This is a genomic window from Streptomyces sp. NBC_00513, assembly GCF_041431415.1.
Taxonomy (GTDB): Bacteria; Actinomycetota; Actinomycetes; order Streptomycetales; family Streptomycetaceae; genus Streptomyces.
Genome location: NZ_CP107845.1, coordinates 316,398 through 330,201 on the forward strand (window position 1 = coordinate 316,398; position 13,804 = coordinate 330,201).

Here is a 13,804-nt window from a genome sequence, read left to right on the forward strand (position 1 = left end):
CTCGGCCCGCCCGAGAGGAGAGAACCTGGGCGGCTCTCGCCAATGTTAAGGCCGCCGGAAAGCGCCAGCGGTTCCTCGCGAGCGATAGGGTGTAACACGCGAGGAGGAGGCTGTCATGACTGAAACAGCTGCTACGACCACCCCCCGCGAACGGTACCGGCGGCAAGTGCGTGCCGAGATCAAGGAACGGGCGCGAGAGCAGATCGCCTCTGCCGGAACCACAGCGCTTTCACTCAACAAGATCGCGAAGATCATGGGCCTCAGCGGTGCCGGTCTCTACCGATATTTCACGAGTCGTGACGCGCTGCTCACCGAATTGGTCCGGGATGCCTACCAGAGCCTGGCGGATACTTTCCGAACCGTGGCCGACGGCGGTGAGGGCGACCTCCGCAGCCTGGCCCGCGCCTTGCGCGCGTGGGCACTCGCCGATCCACAGCGCTACTTCCTCGTCTACGGGCCGCCAGTGCCGGGCTATCACGGTCCTGCCGATGTCACATCCACGATGTCGGACATCATGAGCTGCATCCTTGGCGCGTGTGATGCGCAGGCCCGGAAGGACCGCTCCGGGCCTGCGTGCACACCCCCCGCGAATCCCGGGGAGGGCTTGCAGCCCGGGTCTGCTCAGCAGCGGGCCATTGCCTTCTGGACGAGGCTGCACGGGGTCCTGTCCCTGGAGCTCAGCGGTCATTTCGCCGGTATGGACATTGATCCCGCCCTGCTCTACAAGGCCGAGCTGGACTTGCTGGCAATCGGCTGACCACGGCGCACCCAATCGAAGAGTGATTCTGATTCCGGGACCGAAACCGTGCCGCCAGACGTCGGCAGGGCCTGCACCGTCCCATGCAGCCGCCAGGGCCCGCCACAGGTGGGATGCGGTTGGCCCCCGGCCCACGTGCATGATCACTCCGCCAGGCCGAAACCGGCACCGTGTCAATCGCGGGGAGGCAGGAGGGGTCCGAGGGGCCCGAGGTCGAGGTTGAGGTCTTCCAAGGCGTAGCCGTGCTCGGCGCACAGGTCGGAGAGGGTGTCGTGGAGGGCGAGGAGTGTAGCGCCGAGTTCCTCTTCCTGGTCGTCGCTGAGGTCGCCGGCGTCGACGCGGCGCAGGGCTTGGCGTTCGATGAGCTGGCGCACGAGCTCGACCAGGGTGAGGACGAGTTTGAGGAGGTCCTCACCGACGGTTTCGGGGTCGGTGTGCAGATGCCGGGCGGGGCGGGAGTTCTGTCCCTGGGCGGGTGGAGGTGCCTGGGTGAGGCGGAACGCCTGGGAGAGGTTGGCGCCAACATCCTGGAGAGGCTGCGGGGGCGGGGTTGGTTCATGGTTCATCGTGGTCTCCACCCTGTGCCTGGCCAGGGGTGTCTTCGGAGCTGACGGAGACGATGAGGGCGCGCAGCGAGATGCGGACGAGGTCGATGTCGGCGATGGACAAGACGATGTCGCCGGTCAGGACGACGCCGCCGCTCAGGAGTCGGTCGAGGAGGTCGACGAGGGCGACTTGCCGGTCGGGCAGTGGCTCGTCGCGTCCGGTCAGGGTCATGGCGGGGGCTCGACGGCGTCCGGGGCGGGGGCGTCGGCCAGGGTGACGAAGGAGTAGGGGGCCCACGGACCGGTGACTTCCACGCGCAGGTCCGGGAAGCCTTGGGCGGCGTCGTCGATGGCGGTCCGAAAGTCCTCGGCCTGGTCGTTGGGAATGAGGTAGGCGTCGTTCAGGACGTTCTCCTCGGGTCCGGTGAGGGCGCCGCGTTGGGGAGCGTGGCGTACGCGCCGGGTGGTGTGGCGGGCGGCGATGGCTTCGATGGCTGCGGCTGCGTGCTGGGCTTGCTGGTGGACGGCTTCGCGGGCGTGGTGCTGGGTTCGGCGCGCCCGGAGGTAGGCCTTGCCCGGGCCGGCGGTTGGTGTGCGGGGTTCCGCGGTCGGTGGGGCGAGGTCGGACTCGGTGGGGGCCGCGAGATAGATCTTCACGCCGTATTCGGTGTGATCTCGAAGTTGGTTCATGCTCTCGGTGAAGGCCGGTCGGCCGAGGGCGAGGGCTTGGCGGGCGCTGTGGTCGTCCTGGTAGACGGTGGCCAGGCGCAGGGGAAGGACGGTGGCGTGTGCGGCCACGGCCTGGACGATGTCGTGGTGGGTGCGGGCGACGTCTTCGAGCCAGTCGAGGTCTTCGAAGTGGGCTTTGAGGGCGGTCTCGTTGAAGTCGTGTTCGGGCACGTCGGCGGCCACGAACACCAGCTGCGCCTTCCCGGCGTCCGGGGAGGTCTCCTCGGGTGTGGGAGGCAGGAGTCGCAGGGATGCGTCGGCGATGCCGCGCAGGGTGGTGAGGGCCTTCGCCAGCGAGGTGGTCGGTTGGGTGACCGCGTAGATGTAGGTGAGATTCGTGGTGTTCACCGTGTGCTCCCCCGTCGGCGGGGCGGTGGGTCGTCGGGCTCCTCACCATGGGGAATTTCGTCTCCAGGGCCGAGCTGGGCGCGCAGGGCGTCGAGTTCGGTGCGTAGACGGCGGTTCTCCTGTTCCAGGGGGCTGCCGGTGTGGCGGCTGGACAGGGACGGGTCGTGTTCCCACCAGTCGATGCCCATCTCCTTGGCCTTGTCGACGGAGGCGATCAGGATCCGGAGTTTGATGGTCAACAGCTCGATGTCGAGCAGGTTGATGCGGATGTCGCCTGCGATGACGATCCCTTTGTCCAGGACCCGTTCAAGGATGTCGGCGAGGCTGGAGGTGGAGGTCTGCCCGTACGGCATCGGGGCGCGGGAGGCGAAGGATCCGGGTCGGCCGGGCAGTGGTTCGCTCACGGTGATGTTCCCTCCTCGCGTTCAGTGGTGCTCCCTGCTCGCGTTCGCGTTCAGGGGAGACGGTGGCGGAATTCCGAGATCTCCTCCAGGCGGTCGATCAGTTCGTCCTCCTGGCGGTCGAAGGTCTCCTGGTCGATCTCTCCGCGCAGCAGTTGCTGTTCCAGCTCGGCGAGGCGGCGCCAGATCGGGGCGGGGTCGTAGTACTCCTCCTCGGCCTGGTCGACGACGCGCTGCGCGACCCAGGTGACAGCGCGTACCGGCGCCACGGGGAGCGTCAGCAGGTAGGTCAGCAGTCCCATGGGTCTGTCCTCCTTTCCCGCCCGGGAGCGGTTCGGGGTCATACGAAGCTGTAGGGGGGCAGCGGGCCGGAAAAGCGCAGGTCGACGCCGCTGCCGATCTCGCGGGCTATGTTCGCCTCCGCGGTGCGCAGCTGGTCTTTGTGCTCGTGGGGCACCAGGAGGGAGAGGTTGAGGAAGTCGTTGCCGGAGGACGAGCGGAGGACATGCTCGCGGGCCAGGGGAATGAGCGCCTCGGTCAAGCCGGCCGCCAGGCTTTCCTGTCGAACCTGGACCTCACGGGCGACCATTTCGCCCAAGGCGAGCGGCAGGCCCGGATCGCGGTCGCCGCTGCGGATCCGGTCGTTGAGGTCCTTCGCCTGGGGCAGGTCCTGGAGGATCTGTTGCAGCAGTGGCGCCTCGTCTTCCTGCGAGGCCCGAACGTGGTACTCGGCGCAGCCCTCCAGGCGCTGCAGCGCGGCGAGGTAGGCCTCCGCGTTGGACTGGAGGGCCCCGCTCACCGCGAGGTCGTCGGTGGCGACGTAGCCGAACTGCAGGGGCAGGACGGTGCCGTCGACCATCAGGCGTTCCAGGACCTCTTGGTGCGCGGCGAGGTCGCGGCGCTTGGGCCGAATCTCCTCGTCGATGTCGCTGACCACCGCGCACAGCTGCCCTTGTGCCACCGTGCGTAGCGGGGAGGGCTCGGCGCCGATTCCGTTGACGCCGTCCAGTTGCCGCGGGTGGTCCTTCGCGGTGATGGAGTACACGTAGAGCGGCATGGGTCACTCCCTCTCCCGCCGTGCCGGGCGCCGGGCGGCGGGCCGGCGCCGCCTGGGTGCTTCTTCCTCCACCTCGTCATCGTCTTCGTCTTCATCGGAGTCGCGGGATTCGGAGGATTTGCCGGTCAGGGAGTCGGTCACGGCCTCGACGGCGCCGGTGAGCGCTCCTTTGGACTTCCCGTGGGCCCCGCCTTCCATCATCTTTCCCATGACGTCGGGAAGCTGGGCGGGCGCCTTGCGGCCGGCTTCGAGGTCGAGGCGGTTGCAGGCTTCCGCGAAACGGAGATAGGTATCGACGCTGGCCACGACGATTCGCACGTCGATCTTGAGGAGTTCGATGCCCACCAAGGACACACGGATGAAGATGTCGATGACCAGCCCGCGATCCAGAATGAGTTCCAGGACGTCGTAGAGGCTGCTCGATCCGCCTGCCTGTCCCCGCGCGACGGGGCTGCCGCCTTGCGGCACCATGGTCATGGCGCCTCCTTCCGTCGGCCGTCCCGTTGTCAGGTCGGCCGGTCGATCATGCCGCGGGTGTAGCGGCGCGTGCGTTCGTAGGAGATCAGCTCGCCCTCTCCGTCCAGCGTGACGCGGTAGCTGGCCATGACGCTGGTGGTGTCGGGGATGCGTTCCAGTTCCACCACCTCCACGTGCGCCTCCCAGCCGTCCTCGGTCGGCTTCAGTGAGGAGACGGAGTCAGGGGGTCTGCCCAGGAGTTCGGCGAGTTGTTGGGCCGCGGCTCGCATCGCGACCGCCGGCCCGGGCGCCGCGGAGCGGCGCCGGGGCGGGGTGCGCCTGGGCGTTCTCCTGTCCTGCGCTTCGCCTTCACCGGCGGCGTGCGAGGAGACTCGCCGGGGGCGTGCAGGTTCCGCTGCGGCCATATGCCCCTCCCTTGGGGAGAAGGCCTCACAGAAACTAGAATGTCACTATATTGCGCAATAAGTCCTGTATGGGGCAGACGGATTTTTCCGCAGAACGCCCGGCAGGACCCGTCTCCCGATGGACAGCCGCAGTACCAAGGCGCCGTCCTCATGCGAGACCAGCAGATCCGTATGCGCCCTGGTAGGGGATGAATCATGGAGGACACCACCAAGATCGCACTCGCAGCCGCCGTGGCTGGGGGATACGTTCTCGGCCGGACGAAGAAGGGGCGCCTGGCGTTCAGCCTCGCGACCTATCTCGCCGGCCGGCGGTTCGGGCTCGACCCCGGGCAACTTCTCAAGCAAGGGGCCTCCCAGCTCAAGGAGATGCCCCAGTTCGCGGAACTCGGCGAACAACTGCGCGGCGAAGCCCTCGAAGCCGGCCGCCAGGCGCTGACCACCGCGGCCAACCGCAAGCTCGCCGACCTCGCCGGCACCCTGCACGAACGCACCCTCGAACTCACCCGAGGCGACACCGACCGCGGCCGGCACGACGACGAGCAGGACGAGGATCAGTACGAGGACGAGGACGAGGAACCGTACGAGGACGAGGACGAGGAGTACGAAGAGGAGGACGAGGAGGAGGCCCCGGAAAACGAAGAGGAGGAGGACGAGGAGGAAGAACCAGAGGAGTTCGAGGACGAGGAGGAAGAGGCCGAGGAGGACGAGGAGCCGGAGGAGGACGAGGAGGAGGAGCCTCCCCCGCCGCCGCGACGGACCCGTACCGCGACCCGCGCCCGCACCGGCAAGCGCGCCGCCCCCGAGCGTGAAGCCCGACGGCGCCCTGCTCCGGCCAAGAAGGCAGCGCCCGCCCGGAAGGCCGCGCCTGCCAAGCGCACGCCGGCCAAGAAGGCCGCACCGGAAAAGAAGGCCCCCGCCAAGAGGGCACCGGCGAAGAAGGCCGCGCCCGCGAAGAAGGCGGCGGCGAAGAAGAGCGCGGGCGGCAGGCCCGCCTCGAAGACGGCGCCGGCGAAGAAGAGTGCCGCCTCCCGGACCGGGCCCGCCAAGACGGCCGCGAAGAAGAGCAGCCCTCCGCGCAAGAGGACTGCCGCAGGTCAGAGCTCTGCTCGAAAGAGCACCCCGGCGAAGGCCGCCGCGAAGAAGAGCACCGGCCGCAGCAGCCCGGCCCGCAAGACAGCCGCCAAGAAGACCGCGGCCCGTAAGCCGTCCACGCGGAGGTAGGCCATGGCACCGTCAGACCGCACCGGCTCGTCCAAGCCCTCCGGCTTCGACCAGCTGCTGAACGAACTCTCCGGTTTCATATCCGCCCAGGCCGACCAGCTTGCCGACAAGGCCACAGACAAACTCTCCGACGTGACCGGCCAGCTACAGGACGTGTCCGACAACAAGGGCAGCTTCTCCGACGTCGCCGGCATCGGCGGACGGCTCCTACAAGGTGACTCGCCACTCAAGGCCTTCGCCGGGCAGAAGTTCGGCAATCTCAAGGACAAGGTCACCGAGGCCTTCGGAGGGGGTAAGGGCAAGGGCCGCAAGAGCGGCGGCGGCAAGCTGATGAACATCGTCGAGGTCCTCGACGTCGGCCTTCCCTTGCGTACGGTCTACGACCACTGGACGCAGTACGAGGACTTCAGCGGATTCGCCAAGGGTGTCCGGGATGTCTCCCGCGGCGACGACACCTCCAGCGACTGGAAGGTCAAGGTCGGTCCGTCCACCCGTTCTTGGAAGGCCACCGTCCAAGAGCAGATCCCAGACGACCGCATCGTGTGGACGTCGGAGGGCGCCAAGGGCACTACACGCGGCTGCGTCACCTTCCACGAGCTCGCCCCGTCACTGACCCGCATCGTCATCGTCGTCGAGTACTACCCCTCGGGATTCTTCGAGAAGACCGGCAACCTGTGGCGCGCCCAGGGCCGCCGTCTGCGCCTGGACCTCAAGAACTTCCTGCGCCACACCATGCTCACCACCGACGAACCGGAAGGCTGGCGCGGCGAGATCCGAGACGGGGAAGTCGTCCAGACCCACGAAGAAGCCCTCGAAGAGGAACAAGCGGAAGAGGGCGAGGAAGGCGACGGTGACGACGAAGGCGACGAGGAATACGCCGACGAAGACGAGGAGTACACCGAAGACGAAGAGCAAGGAGAGGAAGGAGAGGAAGGCAGCGAAGGCGACGAGGACGACGAAACGGAGTACGCGGACGAGGACGAAGACGAACCAGAGGACGAGGAGGAGGCAGAGGACGAAGCGGACGAGGACGAGGAGTACGAGACCTCCCCTCCCCGGCGACGTCGGGGATCACGCTCCGCGTGACTCCCCGCGATCGACACGCGTGAGGGCCGGCGGTCATCCGCCGGCCCTCACCCCCACGACACCTCACACGAGCTCCTCCGAAAGTCAGTGCTTCAGCGTGTCCTTAGCCTTCTGAGCGGTCTGTTTTGCGTCGGCGAGCGCCTGCTCACCCCGCCCCTTCGCTTCCAGACTCTCGTTTCCCACGGCCTTGCCCGTGGTCTCCTTCACCTTGCCCTTCGTCGTCTTCGCAACGTTCTTGACCTTCTTGCCTGCGCCCATTCCTCTCACCTCCACACCACGCGGCGCGTGATGTACGAGCCTGCTCGGCCCCTACCCGACCGCGAGAACACATACGCATAACAGATGAATGGCATTTAAAGCGGCCTGAATGCGCAGAACGGTGCGGGGCAGGCTTCGGGTGGGCCCAGCCCGACGGCCCGGTCTCCCTCAACGGTGTCCGGACGACCGCAGAGGGTGTTTCGGACGGTGGGAGATGAACGCGTGGTGCAGATGACGACGGACATCACGGGCGCGCCGTGCTGGCTCAGCCTCATGGCGCGCGACTTGCAAACGGCTCAACAGTTCTACTCAGGCGTGCTGGGGTGGACCTTTCGGCCCACCGGCCTGGGTCGGGGATTCTCGGTGGCCGTCCTGGACGGAGTACCGGTCGCGGGCATCGGAGCGGTGGCAGCCGACTTCGCGGTGCCGGTCGCCTGGACCCCGTACTTCGCGGTCGACGACGCGGATGCGGCCGTGGCTCGCATCCGCGAATCCGGCGGCACCGTAGGGATCGGTCCGGTCACCTTCCCGCCCGGTGGCCGGGCTGCACTCGCGACCGACCACGAGGGCGCGGCCTTCGGCGTGTGGGAAGGGCGCGTCCTGTCCGACTGGCGGGTTGGCGACGGCGAAACTCCCGCATGGCTGGAACTGCACACCAGGAACGCCTTCGACGCCGCCCTCTTCTACGGCCAGGTGCTCGAATGGGCCGATGAACGGAACCCGAACGGCTGCGAGGTCTCCTACGAACAGGATCAGGTAGTACTGCGCCACGAGGGACAGGCGGTGGCCCGCCTGAACAGCGGCCCGGTCGAAAGCGGGTCACCCAGCCCGCAACTGCGCCCCCGCTGGCGGGTCCACTTCACAGTCCCCGACCTCCGGACCGCCCGAGCGGCGGTCCTTCGGCACGGGGGCAGAATCGTCACCGACGACCCGGCGCCCGGCAGAGAGCACTCCCTCACGGTACGGGACCCTGAAGGTGGCCTGTTCACTCTCGACCGGCCACCCCTCTACCCTTTGCGCCCGTGAGACTCAGGATGTCTAGCCTGGTGAACGGCTGATCCGAAACGGCTTCCCTCTCGCCCGAGGGCGGAGCCGTTTCCCCTTGCTGCCTAAAACCACACTCCCCGTGCCACACAGCAAACCCAGTGCGCCAGCCCCTCAGTCCGCGGGTGGAGCCGGTGGGTCCCCGGGGGGGCTGGAGAACGGCATGCCTGGTTGTGCACGAGGTGGGCGGCCTGCTGGGAGCTTGTGCGGGGCAAATGAGGGGAAGAGAGCCGCCCATGTCAGTTCGGGATCGGTGCGGGCTATGCCCTTGGCGCCTCGGGGGTAAGGCGTCCCGGGCACTCGACGGTCGTGTCCGGCCCAGGGCCGGCCTGACAGCCCTGGGTGGAGGCCCGCCGGGCACGGTCGGCAGGTCTACCGGCCGCGCGCCCCGTGCTCGATCTCAATCGGATCAGTGACAGTGGGCCAATATGTTGATCGGCCCGCGTGGCGAGACCATATGTTCCCCGCGCGAATGAACCATGCCGACTGAGGCGCGTCGAGCTCCTCAAGATCACTTCGTTCGGTTCCATGAGGAGCAAGCGCATGAGTTCTGAGAGAAGGCCGGTCTCGCGTCTCGGTCCGCTGACCTGTCAGGGCGGCCGACTCGCGGTGGGCGGGGTGGCATCGCTGGCCACGTTGGTCCTCGGCTTCGCCGGGCCCGCGCAGGCGGCCCCCGAGCCGCCTCGGACGGCCGGAGCGGCGGCACCCCTCGCAGCGTCGGGTGGCGACAAGTGCCACGACGGGCGTGGCAACGACGACGACTACGACTACGACTACGACTATGACGAGGATGACGAGGACCGGTCCGGCGTACGGGGCAGCGGCGACCGTCACGACCGAGACTGGTGCAAAGGAGCCACGGGCCCTGCCGGGCCCCCCGGACCGGCAGGCCCCGCTGGGCCCCCTGGACCCCCCGGACCGGCGGGGGTCAGCGGCTGCGGGAACTCGATCGACTCCATCCTCTCCAACAACACCGAGGAATTCAGCGTCTTCCTCATCAACGGCGTCACCTACGGGGGGCACCGGGACGACCCGCGGACGGGGAACTACAAGCGCGAGGATCTCACCACCCCCACGCAGAACCCGGGCTACCCCGCCCCCTCCACCGTCTGTGATGCCACCGTCTCGTCCCTGGGTCAGGTGACGAACTTCAAAGTGCTGACCACGACGGGCGCCGTGTACGAGCTGCAGTGCGCCTCCAACGGGACAGTCCTCAACTGCGGCAGCCCCACCGCCCCGAGGAGTTGGCAACTGGTCACCATCCAGCCGGTTGCCAGCGGACCCTTCGTCAAGGGGGGCGTGACCCCACGGCCGGGCCGGCCGAGTCCGGCGAAGAAGGAACTCGCGCCGAGTTCCCTGCGCCCCTGACGCAGAGGGCCATGCTGTTGAGTGCCGTGCCCGGTTCGGCCGGGCACGGCATGCCCGCAAGGTACTTCCGCCCAGCCGGCTCACGTAAGTCGAACCCGACGGCCGAGCAGGCGCCGCGATGAGCGGTGATCTTTGAATTCAGTTGGTCTACGGGTGACTTGGCGTCCCGACAGCACGCCGCAGTCTGCGGCGGCCAGATGGGTGCGGTCTATTCGGCACGGTGTGCCTTGTGCGGGGTGACCTGCAGCCGCCCTCTGGCGGGCAAGGTCCGCCCCGTGGACTGGCGGGCGCGCTTCAGCGGCCCGTCACAGAGCGCCTGCAGGACTGGTCCGGGCTCGCTGTCGGGAGTCAGCGTGAGATCAATACGGGCTTCGGGATGACGGGACGTGCCGTCCATCCGTGCGCGGGCCCGGTGGACGCCGGGCACATGCTGGATGTCGGCTGCCAGGGCGTCGCTGAGGGCGCGCTCACGCAGCTCCACGCCGTCAGCAGTAGGCGGGACGCCGACGGGGATCCGGCCGGGGTGGGTGCGGCGCAGTTGTGCCAGTAGCCACCACAGGGCAAGCAGGACAACGATGGCCAGCACGGCGATGACGGTGGGCCACCACCATCCTTGGTCCGTCCAGCGGGTCCGGTCGGAGTCGGCGAGCAGGACGGTTCGCGGATCGGTCAGGGGCCAGCCCTCGGGTGGTCTTATGCGCCAAATCCGGTACAGGTCGAAGCTACCCGTCAGGATCAGGATGCCGGTTCCCAGCAGGACGATGCCTGTCAGGGCCAGCAGGACTCGATTGACTGCGGATTTCCTTCTCATGGGATCCGGTTCCTGTCTCTCGCTCGACATCGAGCGCCTGTGGACGAGCTACTTCCGGCGTGGACGTACGCGAATGCCGAGCCAGGGAGGACGGGCGAGGGCGAGGCGGTCGAGTTCCGTCTGCAGAGCAACCAGCAGGTCGGCTTTGACGTCGGCGGGGGCACGGAACCGCGCGTCCGCGCGCACCCTGATGCGGTTTTGGAGGATCCGTACCTTGGCGGCGCTGACACCGGGGACGCGCATGGCGGCGTCCCGCAGAAGCAGTGCCGCGGCATCGCGGTCCAGCGTGGCCCGCAGGTCGGTGTCGGGAGTTTGCAGGGGCAGTTGGTTGCGCAGGCCGTGGGTGAGCGCCAAGACGATCAGCCATAGGCCGAGAACAGTGATGACGGCGGCGGCGATCTGGATCCGGACGTCGTCCATTGGCCGGGTGGCCAATTCGTCGGCGAGCCGTGTGCGCCAGCCCGCGACCGACTGGCCGGCACGGACTCTGGCAATGTCGAACAGCAGTGTTCCTGCCACGGCCCCGATAAGCAGGGCTGTGAGCGCGGCGGGTATCCGGCGGGCGGACCACGGCCGCTTTGCTGTCGGGTGCGCTCCGGAACGAGGTTTCTCGGTCACCAGCCCGACTGTGCGGGAGGCGACCGCGTCGGGTTCGGTGGGATGCTCCGTGGTGGCCGGGGGGGCTTGGTCGCGTTTCATCCCGACTCTCCTTCCCGGTGAGCATGCGGTGCGGTTCACTGCACGCGCCGGTTGTCCAAGCCGTCGGTGGGAACCAGGTGCGCGATGTCGAGGGTGCATTCAGTGACCCGCATCCCTGTCAGGTGAGCTACCCGCTCGCTGACGTATCGCTGCACGTGGCGTGAGGCATCGGCGACGTCTATCGGGTAGGGCAGGTCCATCGTCAATCCCAGTCGCGCGGTACCGCTGTCGGCTGTGACCGACGCGTGTGGGGCCTGCAGCTTCGCCTGGGCGGCCGCAGCGGCGGTGTTCGTGTGGCCGGCGAGCGCCTCCCGTGCCGCGCGCGCCGCGATACGGGCCACCACCTTCTCCGGGATCACCGTGGCGCCGCGTTCGGCCGCCGGCTGCGACGGCGTGGAAGGGGCTGCCGCCGGTTCGGACAGGGGGTGGGCGGGTTGCGAGGTCACTGCCGGTCCCGGGGATGCGTGAAGTCGGACAGTTCGAGGTCACCCTGCAGCATGCGCCCGATCACCAGGCCCACCAGACCCAGGAACGCCACCAGCAGAAACGCCCAGAAGCCGCCGAAGAAGGCGGCGAAGCCCAAGGCCATGCCAGCCAGCAGGCCCACGGTTGCTGCGCTCATTTCACTCACCTGAATTCTTCGATGTGTCTCGACTCGGAGGCCGAGGAAATCACTGCACGCGGCCCTCGCCTTCCTCGTCGTCTTCCTCGTCAGGGAGGTGGACGTCGTCGACGGTGATGTTCACCTCGACGACCTCCAGGCCGGTCATGTGTTCCACGGCGGTGATGACGTTGTTGCGGACCTCACCGGCGATGTCCACGATGGGAACGCCGTATTCCACGACCACGTCGAGATCGACGGCCGCCTGCCGCTGACCCACCTCGACTTTCACGCCCCGGGACACGCTGGGCCGTCCCCCCGGAACCTTGTCCGTCACGGCCCCGAGCGTTCGAGCCATCCCGGAGCCGAGACTGTGGATGCCCGGCACCTCGCGTGTGGCCATCCCTGCGATCTTTTCGACCACGCTGTCGGCGATCGAGGTCCGGCCGCGCGTCTCTGGCGCCGTCCCGGCACCGGTGTGTCCCGTGAGCGCCTTGCCCGCAGGGCGGGAGTCACCGCCCGCGGTGGGGTTGATGGTGTCCGACATGAGGACCTCCCCGGGGTGTCTGGGCGGACGCCGTTGCGACGCCCTCATGTCTTGGACACATCGCACCGACATTCCTCACTCCTCACCCTGCCACCACAGCGCCTACGATCGAAGAGTGCGTACGCAGGCCGCCACCGGCGTCTTCGGCAGAAGGGAAGCGGCGGATGCGCAACCGGACCAGTACATCGCCCCGGCACGGCGCGGCACGCCCACTGCGGCCGGCGCCGCAGACCGTCGCCTGCGTTGCCGCGGCCCCGGGCACCTTGAACGACGCGGACGACAGGGTGTTGACGGTTCGGGCTGCCGAAGGAGACGAAGAAGCCTTCGCGCTCCTGGTCCGCCGGCACAGCGGCCGTCTTTTGTCCCTCGCTCAGCATCTGCTCGGCAATCGGGCGGACGCCGAGGACGCGGTCCAAGACGCCTTCCTCAGCGCCTGGAGGCAGCTTCCGGGTTTCCGCCACACCGCCTCCTTCGGCACGTGGATGTACCGCATCGTTACGAACTGCTGCCTCAACACCCTGCGCCGCCGGCCTCGGCCTCTGCCCCTGGAAACCGTCCCCGAGCCCCCCGCCTTGGACGCCGACAGCTCACCACCCCGCATGGCTGAGACGAGAGCCACGGCAGCCGCTCTCACGCGAGCGCTCCTGGAAATAGGACCCGAGCTGCGCGTGTGCTGGGTCCTCAGAGAGCTGCACGGCCTGCACTACGAAGAGATCGCCATCGTGGTGGGCACCAGCGAACAAACGGTGCGCGGCAGACTTTTCCGCGCACGACGCGCTTTGATGGAGGCGATGCGCCCATGGCGCTAGACGACCCGCACCCGACCTCCTCGACCAAGTCCGTCCCGCCCCCGCGCCCCGATGCCGAGCGGCTTGCCGGCTCGGAGCTGCTGCCCTGCGGACGCCTCCTCGGGCGTGCCTGGGACCAGGCTCACGATCCTGCCCGTGCCGCGGACCCGCACACCAACCACTGTCCGTACTGCCGCGAAGCCATCGAGGGGCTGACCTCCCTGGAGCGCGCCACCCGTGCCTTGCGCGGCGAGGAACAGCCCGATGGCCACAGCCTCGCCAACAAGGTGATCAACGCCGTTCGTGCCGAGGCAAGGCTGGGCGCCATGCTGCTGCTCAATGACGCGGGACACGACCTTCGGATCGCCGAGACCGCCGCCGCGAAGATACTGCGCCGAGCGGCCGACACCGTCCCCGGTACCCACGCCGCCAGCTGTCGGCTGACCCCCGCACGCGGCGGGCATCCACTTCACGTCGCCGCCATCACCGTGTCCGCCACGCTCGACCAACCGTTGCGAGAGCGGGCCGAAGCCGTACGCCAAGCCGTCCTCCACGCGGCTCAGCACGTCCTCGGTATCGCGGTCACCGCCGTCGACGTGGAAGTCACCGCCGTGCTGGAACGCTCCCGCCAGCCGAGGCTCGAGCGGTCCGAACGATGACCGC

At 68.2% G+C, this 13,804-nt stretch carries 21 protein-coding genes; 7 read left to right on the top strand and 14 right to left on the bottom strand.

What is annotated here, in order from left to right; translation table 11 throughout:
* The first annotated feature begins 115 nt into the window (after nt 1-115).
* Nucleotides 116-757 carry a TetR/AcrR family transcriptional regulator gene (locus tag OHA84_RS01555; RefSeq protein ID WP_266976830.1) on the top strand — a complete coding sequence of 214 codons (642 nt, stop codon included), beginning with the start codon at nt 116-118 and terminating at the stop codon, nt 755-757.
* A gap of 173 nt (nt 758-930) precedes the next feature.
* Here OHA84_RS01555 and OHA84_RS01560 read toward each other — a convergent pair whose 3' ends face one another.
* The 8 genes from OHA84_RS01560 to OHA84_RS01595 are packed head-to-tail and all read right to left on the bottom strand — an operon-like array spanning nt 931 to nt 4,718.
* A complete protein-coding gene (locus OHA84_RS01560) occupies nt 931-1,323 on the bottom strand; it encodes a gas vesicle protein K (protein ID WP_266976828.1) in 393 nt (130 codons plus the stop codon).
* On the bottom strand, nt 1,313-1,534 hold the full coding sequence (locus OHA84_RS01565) for a gas vesicle protein (protein WP_266976826.1): 222 nt from the start codon (nt 1,532-1,534) through the stop codon (nt 1,313-1,315). The genes OHA84_RS01560 and OHA84_RS01565 overlap by 11 nt, the downstream gene beginning before the upstream one ends.
* Complete coding sequence (locus tag OHA84_RS01570; protein WP_266976824.1) at nt 1,531-2,379, bottom strand: GvpL/GvpF family gas vesicle protein; 849 nt, start codon at nt 2,377-2,379, stop codon at nt 1,531-1,533. Before OHA84_RS01570 ends, OHA84_RS01565 begins: the two co-directional genes overlap by 4 nt.
* Entirely contained in the window at nt 2,376-2,783 is a 408-nt protein-coding gene (locus OHA84_RS01575) for a gas vesicle protein (protein WP_371591294.1), read from the bottom strand. The genes OHA84_RS01570 and OHA84_RS01575 overlap by 4 nt, the downstream gene beginning before the upstream one ends.
* Nucleotides 2,784-2,833: 50 nt before the next feature.
* Nucleotides 2,834-3,082 (bottom strand): gas vesicle protein GvpG, encoded by a 249-nt coding sequence (locus OHA84_RS01580; RefSeq protein ID WP_266976822.1) that lies wholly within the window; start codon nt 3,080-3,082, stop codon nt 2,834-2,836.
* 38 nt (nt 3,083-3,120) lie between these two features.
* Nucleotides 3,121-3,837, bottom strand: a complete 717-nt coding sequence (locus OHA84_RS01585; protein ID WP_266976820.1) for a GvpL/GvpF family gas vesicle protein — start codon at nt 3,835-3,837, stop codon at nt 3,121-3,123.
* 3 nt (nt 3,838-3,840) lie between these two features.
* Nucleotides 3,841-4,314, bottom strand: coding sequence for a gas vesicle structural protein GvpA (locus OHA84_RS01590; RefSeq protein ID WP_266976818.1), 474 nt, complete (start codon nt 4,312-4,314; stop codon nt 3,841-3,843).
* A 29-nt stretch (nt 4,315-4,343) separates the two neighbouring features.
* Nucleotides 4,344-4,718, bottom strand: coding sequence for a gas vesicle protein (locus OHA84_RS01595; RefSeq protein ID WP_266976816.1), 375 nt, complete (start codon nt 4,716-4,718; stop codon nt 4,344-4,346).
* A gap of 195 nt (nt 4,719-4,913) precedes the next feature.
* On the opposite strand from OHA84_RS01595, the gene OHA84_RS01600 reads away from it, so the two are divergent.
* On the top strand, nt 4,914-5,939 hold the full coding sequence (locus OHA84_RS01600; protein ID WP_266976814.1) for a histone protein: 1,026 nt from the start codon (nt 4,914-4,916) through the stop codon (nt 5,937-5,939).
* Between the two features lie 3 nt (nt 5,940-5,942).
* Nucleotides 5,943-7,025: an SRPBCC family protein gene (locus OHA84_RS01605; protein ID WP_266976812.1), complete on the top strand. Its 1,083-nt coding sequence runs from the start codon at nt 5,943-5,945 to the stop codon at nt 7,023-7,025.
* A gap of 84 nt (nt 7,026-7,109) precedes the next feature.
* On the opposite strand, the gene OHA84_RS01610 is transcribed toward OHA84_RS01605, so the two are convergent.
* Nucleotides 7,110-7,283: a CsbD family protein gene (locus OHA84_RS01610; RefSeq protein ID WP_266976811.1), complete on the bottom strand. Its 174-nt coding sequence runs from the start codon at nt 7,281-7,283 to the stop codon at nt 7,110-7,112.
* A 231-nt stretch (nt 7,284-7,514) separates the two neighbouring features.
* Here OHA84_RS01610 and OHA84_RS01615 point away from each other — a divergent pair, with 231 nt between their 5' ends.
* A complete protein-coding gene (locus tag OHA84_RS01615; protein ID WP_266976860.1) occupies nt 7,515-8,309 on the top strand; it encodes a VOC family protein in 795 nt (264 codons plus the stop codon).
* Between the two features lie 561 nt (nt 8,310-8,870).
* Complete coding sequence (locus OHA84_RS01620) at nt 8,871-9,695, top strand: hypothetical protein (RefSeq protein ID WP_266976809.1); 825 nt, start codon at nt 8,871-8,873, stop codon at nt 9,693-9,695.
* A 208-nt stretch (nt 9,696-9,903) separates the two neighbouring features.
* Here OHA84_RS01620 and amaP read toward each other — a convergent pair whose 3' ends face one another.
* Genes amaP through OHA84_RS01645 form a run of 5 tightly spaced genes read right to left on the bottom strand, consistent with a single transcriptional unit; the run spans nt 9,904 to nt 12,353 of the window.
* Nucleotides 9,904-10,506: an alkaline shock response membrane anchor protein AmaP gene (gene amaP, locus OHA84_RS01625; protein ID WP_266976807.1), complete on the bottom strand. Its 603-nt coding sequence runs from the start codon at nt 10,504-10,506 to the stop codon at nt 9,904-9,906.
* Between the two features lie 48 nt (nt 10,507-10,554).
* On the bottom strand, nt 10,555-11,205 hold the full coding sequence (locus tag OHA84_RS01630) for a DUF6286 domain-containing protein (RefSeq protein WP_371591295.1): 651 nt from the start codon (nt 11,203-11,205) through the stop codon (nt 10,555-10,557).
* A 35-nt stretch (nt 11,206-11,240) separates the two neighbouring features.
* The gene (locus tag OHA84_RS01635; protein WP_266976803.1) at nt 11,241-11,651 is read right to left on the bottom strand and encodes an Asp23/Gls24 family envelope stress response protein; all 411 of its coding nucleotides are present in this window, start codon (nt 11,649-11,651) and stop codon (nt 11,241-11,243) included.
* Nucleotides 11,648-11,827, bottom strand: coding sequence for a DUF2273 domain-containing protein (locus tag OHA84_RS01640; protein WP_266976801.1), 180 nt, complete (start codon nt 11,825-11,827; stop codon nt 11,648-11,650). Before OHA84_RS01640 ends, OHA84_RS01635 begins: the two co-directional genes overlap by 4 nt.
* A 49-nt stretch (nt 11,828-11,876) precedes the next feature.
* Nucleotides 11,877-12,353, bottom strand: a complete 477-nt coding sequence (locus OHA84_RS01645; RefSeq protein WP_266976799.1) for an Asp23/Gls24 family envelope stress response protein — start codon at nt 12,351-12,353, stop codon at nt 11,877-11,879.
* Between the two features lie 164 nt (nt 12,354-12,517).
* Between OHA84_RS01645 and OHA84_RS01650 the strand changes: the two genes are divergently transcribed.
* A complete protein-coding gene (locus OHA84_RS01650) occupies nt 12,518-13,162 on the top strand; it encodes an RNA polymerase sigma factor (RefSeq protein WP_266976797.1) in 645 nt (214 codons plus the stop codon).
* A complete protein-coding gene (locus OHA84_RS01655; RefSeq protein ID WP_266976795.1) occupies nt 13,153-13,800 on the top strand; it encodes a hypothetical protein in 648 nt (215 codons plus the stop codon). Before OHA84_RS01650 ends, OHA84_RS01655 begins: the two co-directional genes overlap by 10 nt.
* The last annotated feature ends 4 nt before the right edge of the window (nt 13,801-13,804 follow it).

Coding starts and splice junctions, on each gene's coding strand:
- amaP (WP_266976807.1), bottom strand. CDS start 10,506: ATGAGAAGGAAATCCGCAGTCAATCGAGTCCTGCTGGCCCTGACAGGC.
- OHA84_RS01580 (WP_266976822.1), bottom strand. CDS start 3,082: ATGGGACTGCTGACCTACCTGCTGACGCTCCCCGTGGCGCCGGTACGC.
- OHA84_RS01560 (WP_266976828.1), bottom strand. CDS start 1,323: ATGAACCATGAACCAACCCCGCCCCCGCAGCCTCTCCAGGATGTTGGC.
- OHA84_RS01640 (WP_266976801.1), bottom strand. CDS start 11,827: ATGAGCGCAGCAACCGTGGGCCTGCTGGCTGGCATGGCCTTGGGCTTC.
- OHA84_RS01555 (WP_266976830.1), top strand. CDS start 116: ATGACTGAAACAGCTGCTACGACCACCCCCCGCGAACGGTACCGGCGG.
- OHA84_RS01610 (WP_266976811.1), bottom strand. CDS start 7,283: ATGGGCGCAGGCAAGAAGGTCAAGAACGTTGCGAAGACGACGAAGGGC.
- OHA84_RS01645 (WP_266976799.1), bottom strand. CDS start 12,353: ATGTCGGACACCATCAACCCCACCGCGGGCGGTGACTCCCGCCCTGCG.
- OHA84_RS01630 (WP_371591295.1), bottom strand. CDS start 11,205: ATGAAACGCGACCAAGCCCCCCCGGCCACCACGGAGCATCCCACCGAA.
- OHA84_RS01565 (WP_266976826.1), bottom strand. CDS start 1,534: ATGACCCTGACCGGACGCGACGAGCCACTGCCCGACCGGCAAGTCGCC.
- OHA84_RS01650 (WP_266976797.1), top strand. CDS start 12,518: ATGCGCAACCGGACCAGTACATCGCCCCGGCACGGCGCGGCACGCCCA.
- OHA84_RS01595 (WP_266976816.1), bottom strand. CDS start 4,718: ATGGCCGCAGCGGAACCTGCACGCCCCCGGCGAGTCTCCTCGCACGCC.
- OHA84_RS01615 (WP_266976860.1), top strand. CDS start 7,515: ATGACGACGGACATCACGGGCGCGCCGTGCTGGCTCAGCCTCATGGCG.
- OHA84_RS01620 (WP_266976809.1), top strand. CDS start 8,871: ATGAGTTCTGAGAGAAGGCCGGTCTCGCGTCTCGGTCCGCTGACCTGT.
- OHA84_RS01585 (WP_266976820.1), bottom strand. CDS start 3,837: ATGCCGCTCTACGTGTACTCCATCACCGCGAAGGACCACCCGCGGCAA.
- OHA84_RS01590 (WP_266976818.1), bottom strand. CDS start 4,314: ATGACCATGGTGCCGCAAGGCGGCAGCCCCGTCGCGCGGGGACAGGCA.
- OHA84_RS01600 (WP_266976814.1), top strand. CDS start 4,914: ATGGAGGACACCACCAAGATCGCACTCGCAGCCGCCGTGGCTGGGGGA.
- OHA84_RS01605 (WP_266976812.1), top strand. CDS start 5,943: ATGGCACCGTCAGACCGCACCGGCTCGTCCAAGCCCTCCGGCTTCGAC.
- OHA84_RS01655 (WP_266976795.1), top strand. CDS start 13,153: ATGGCGCTAGACGACCCGCACCCGACCTCCTCGACCAAGTCCGTCCCG.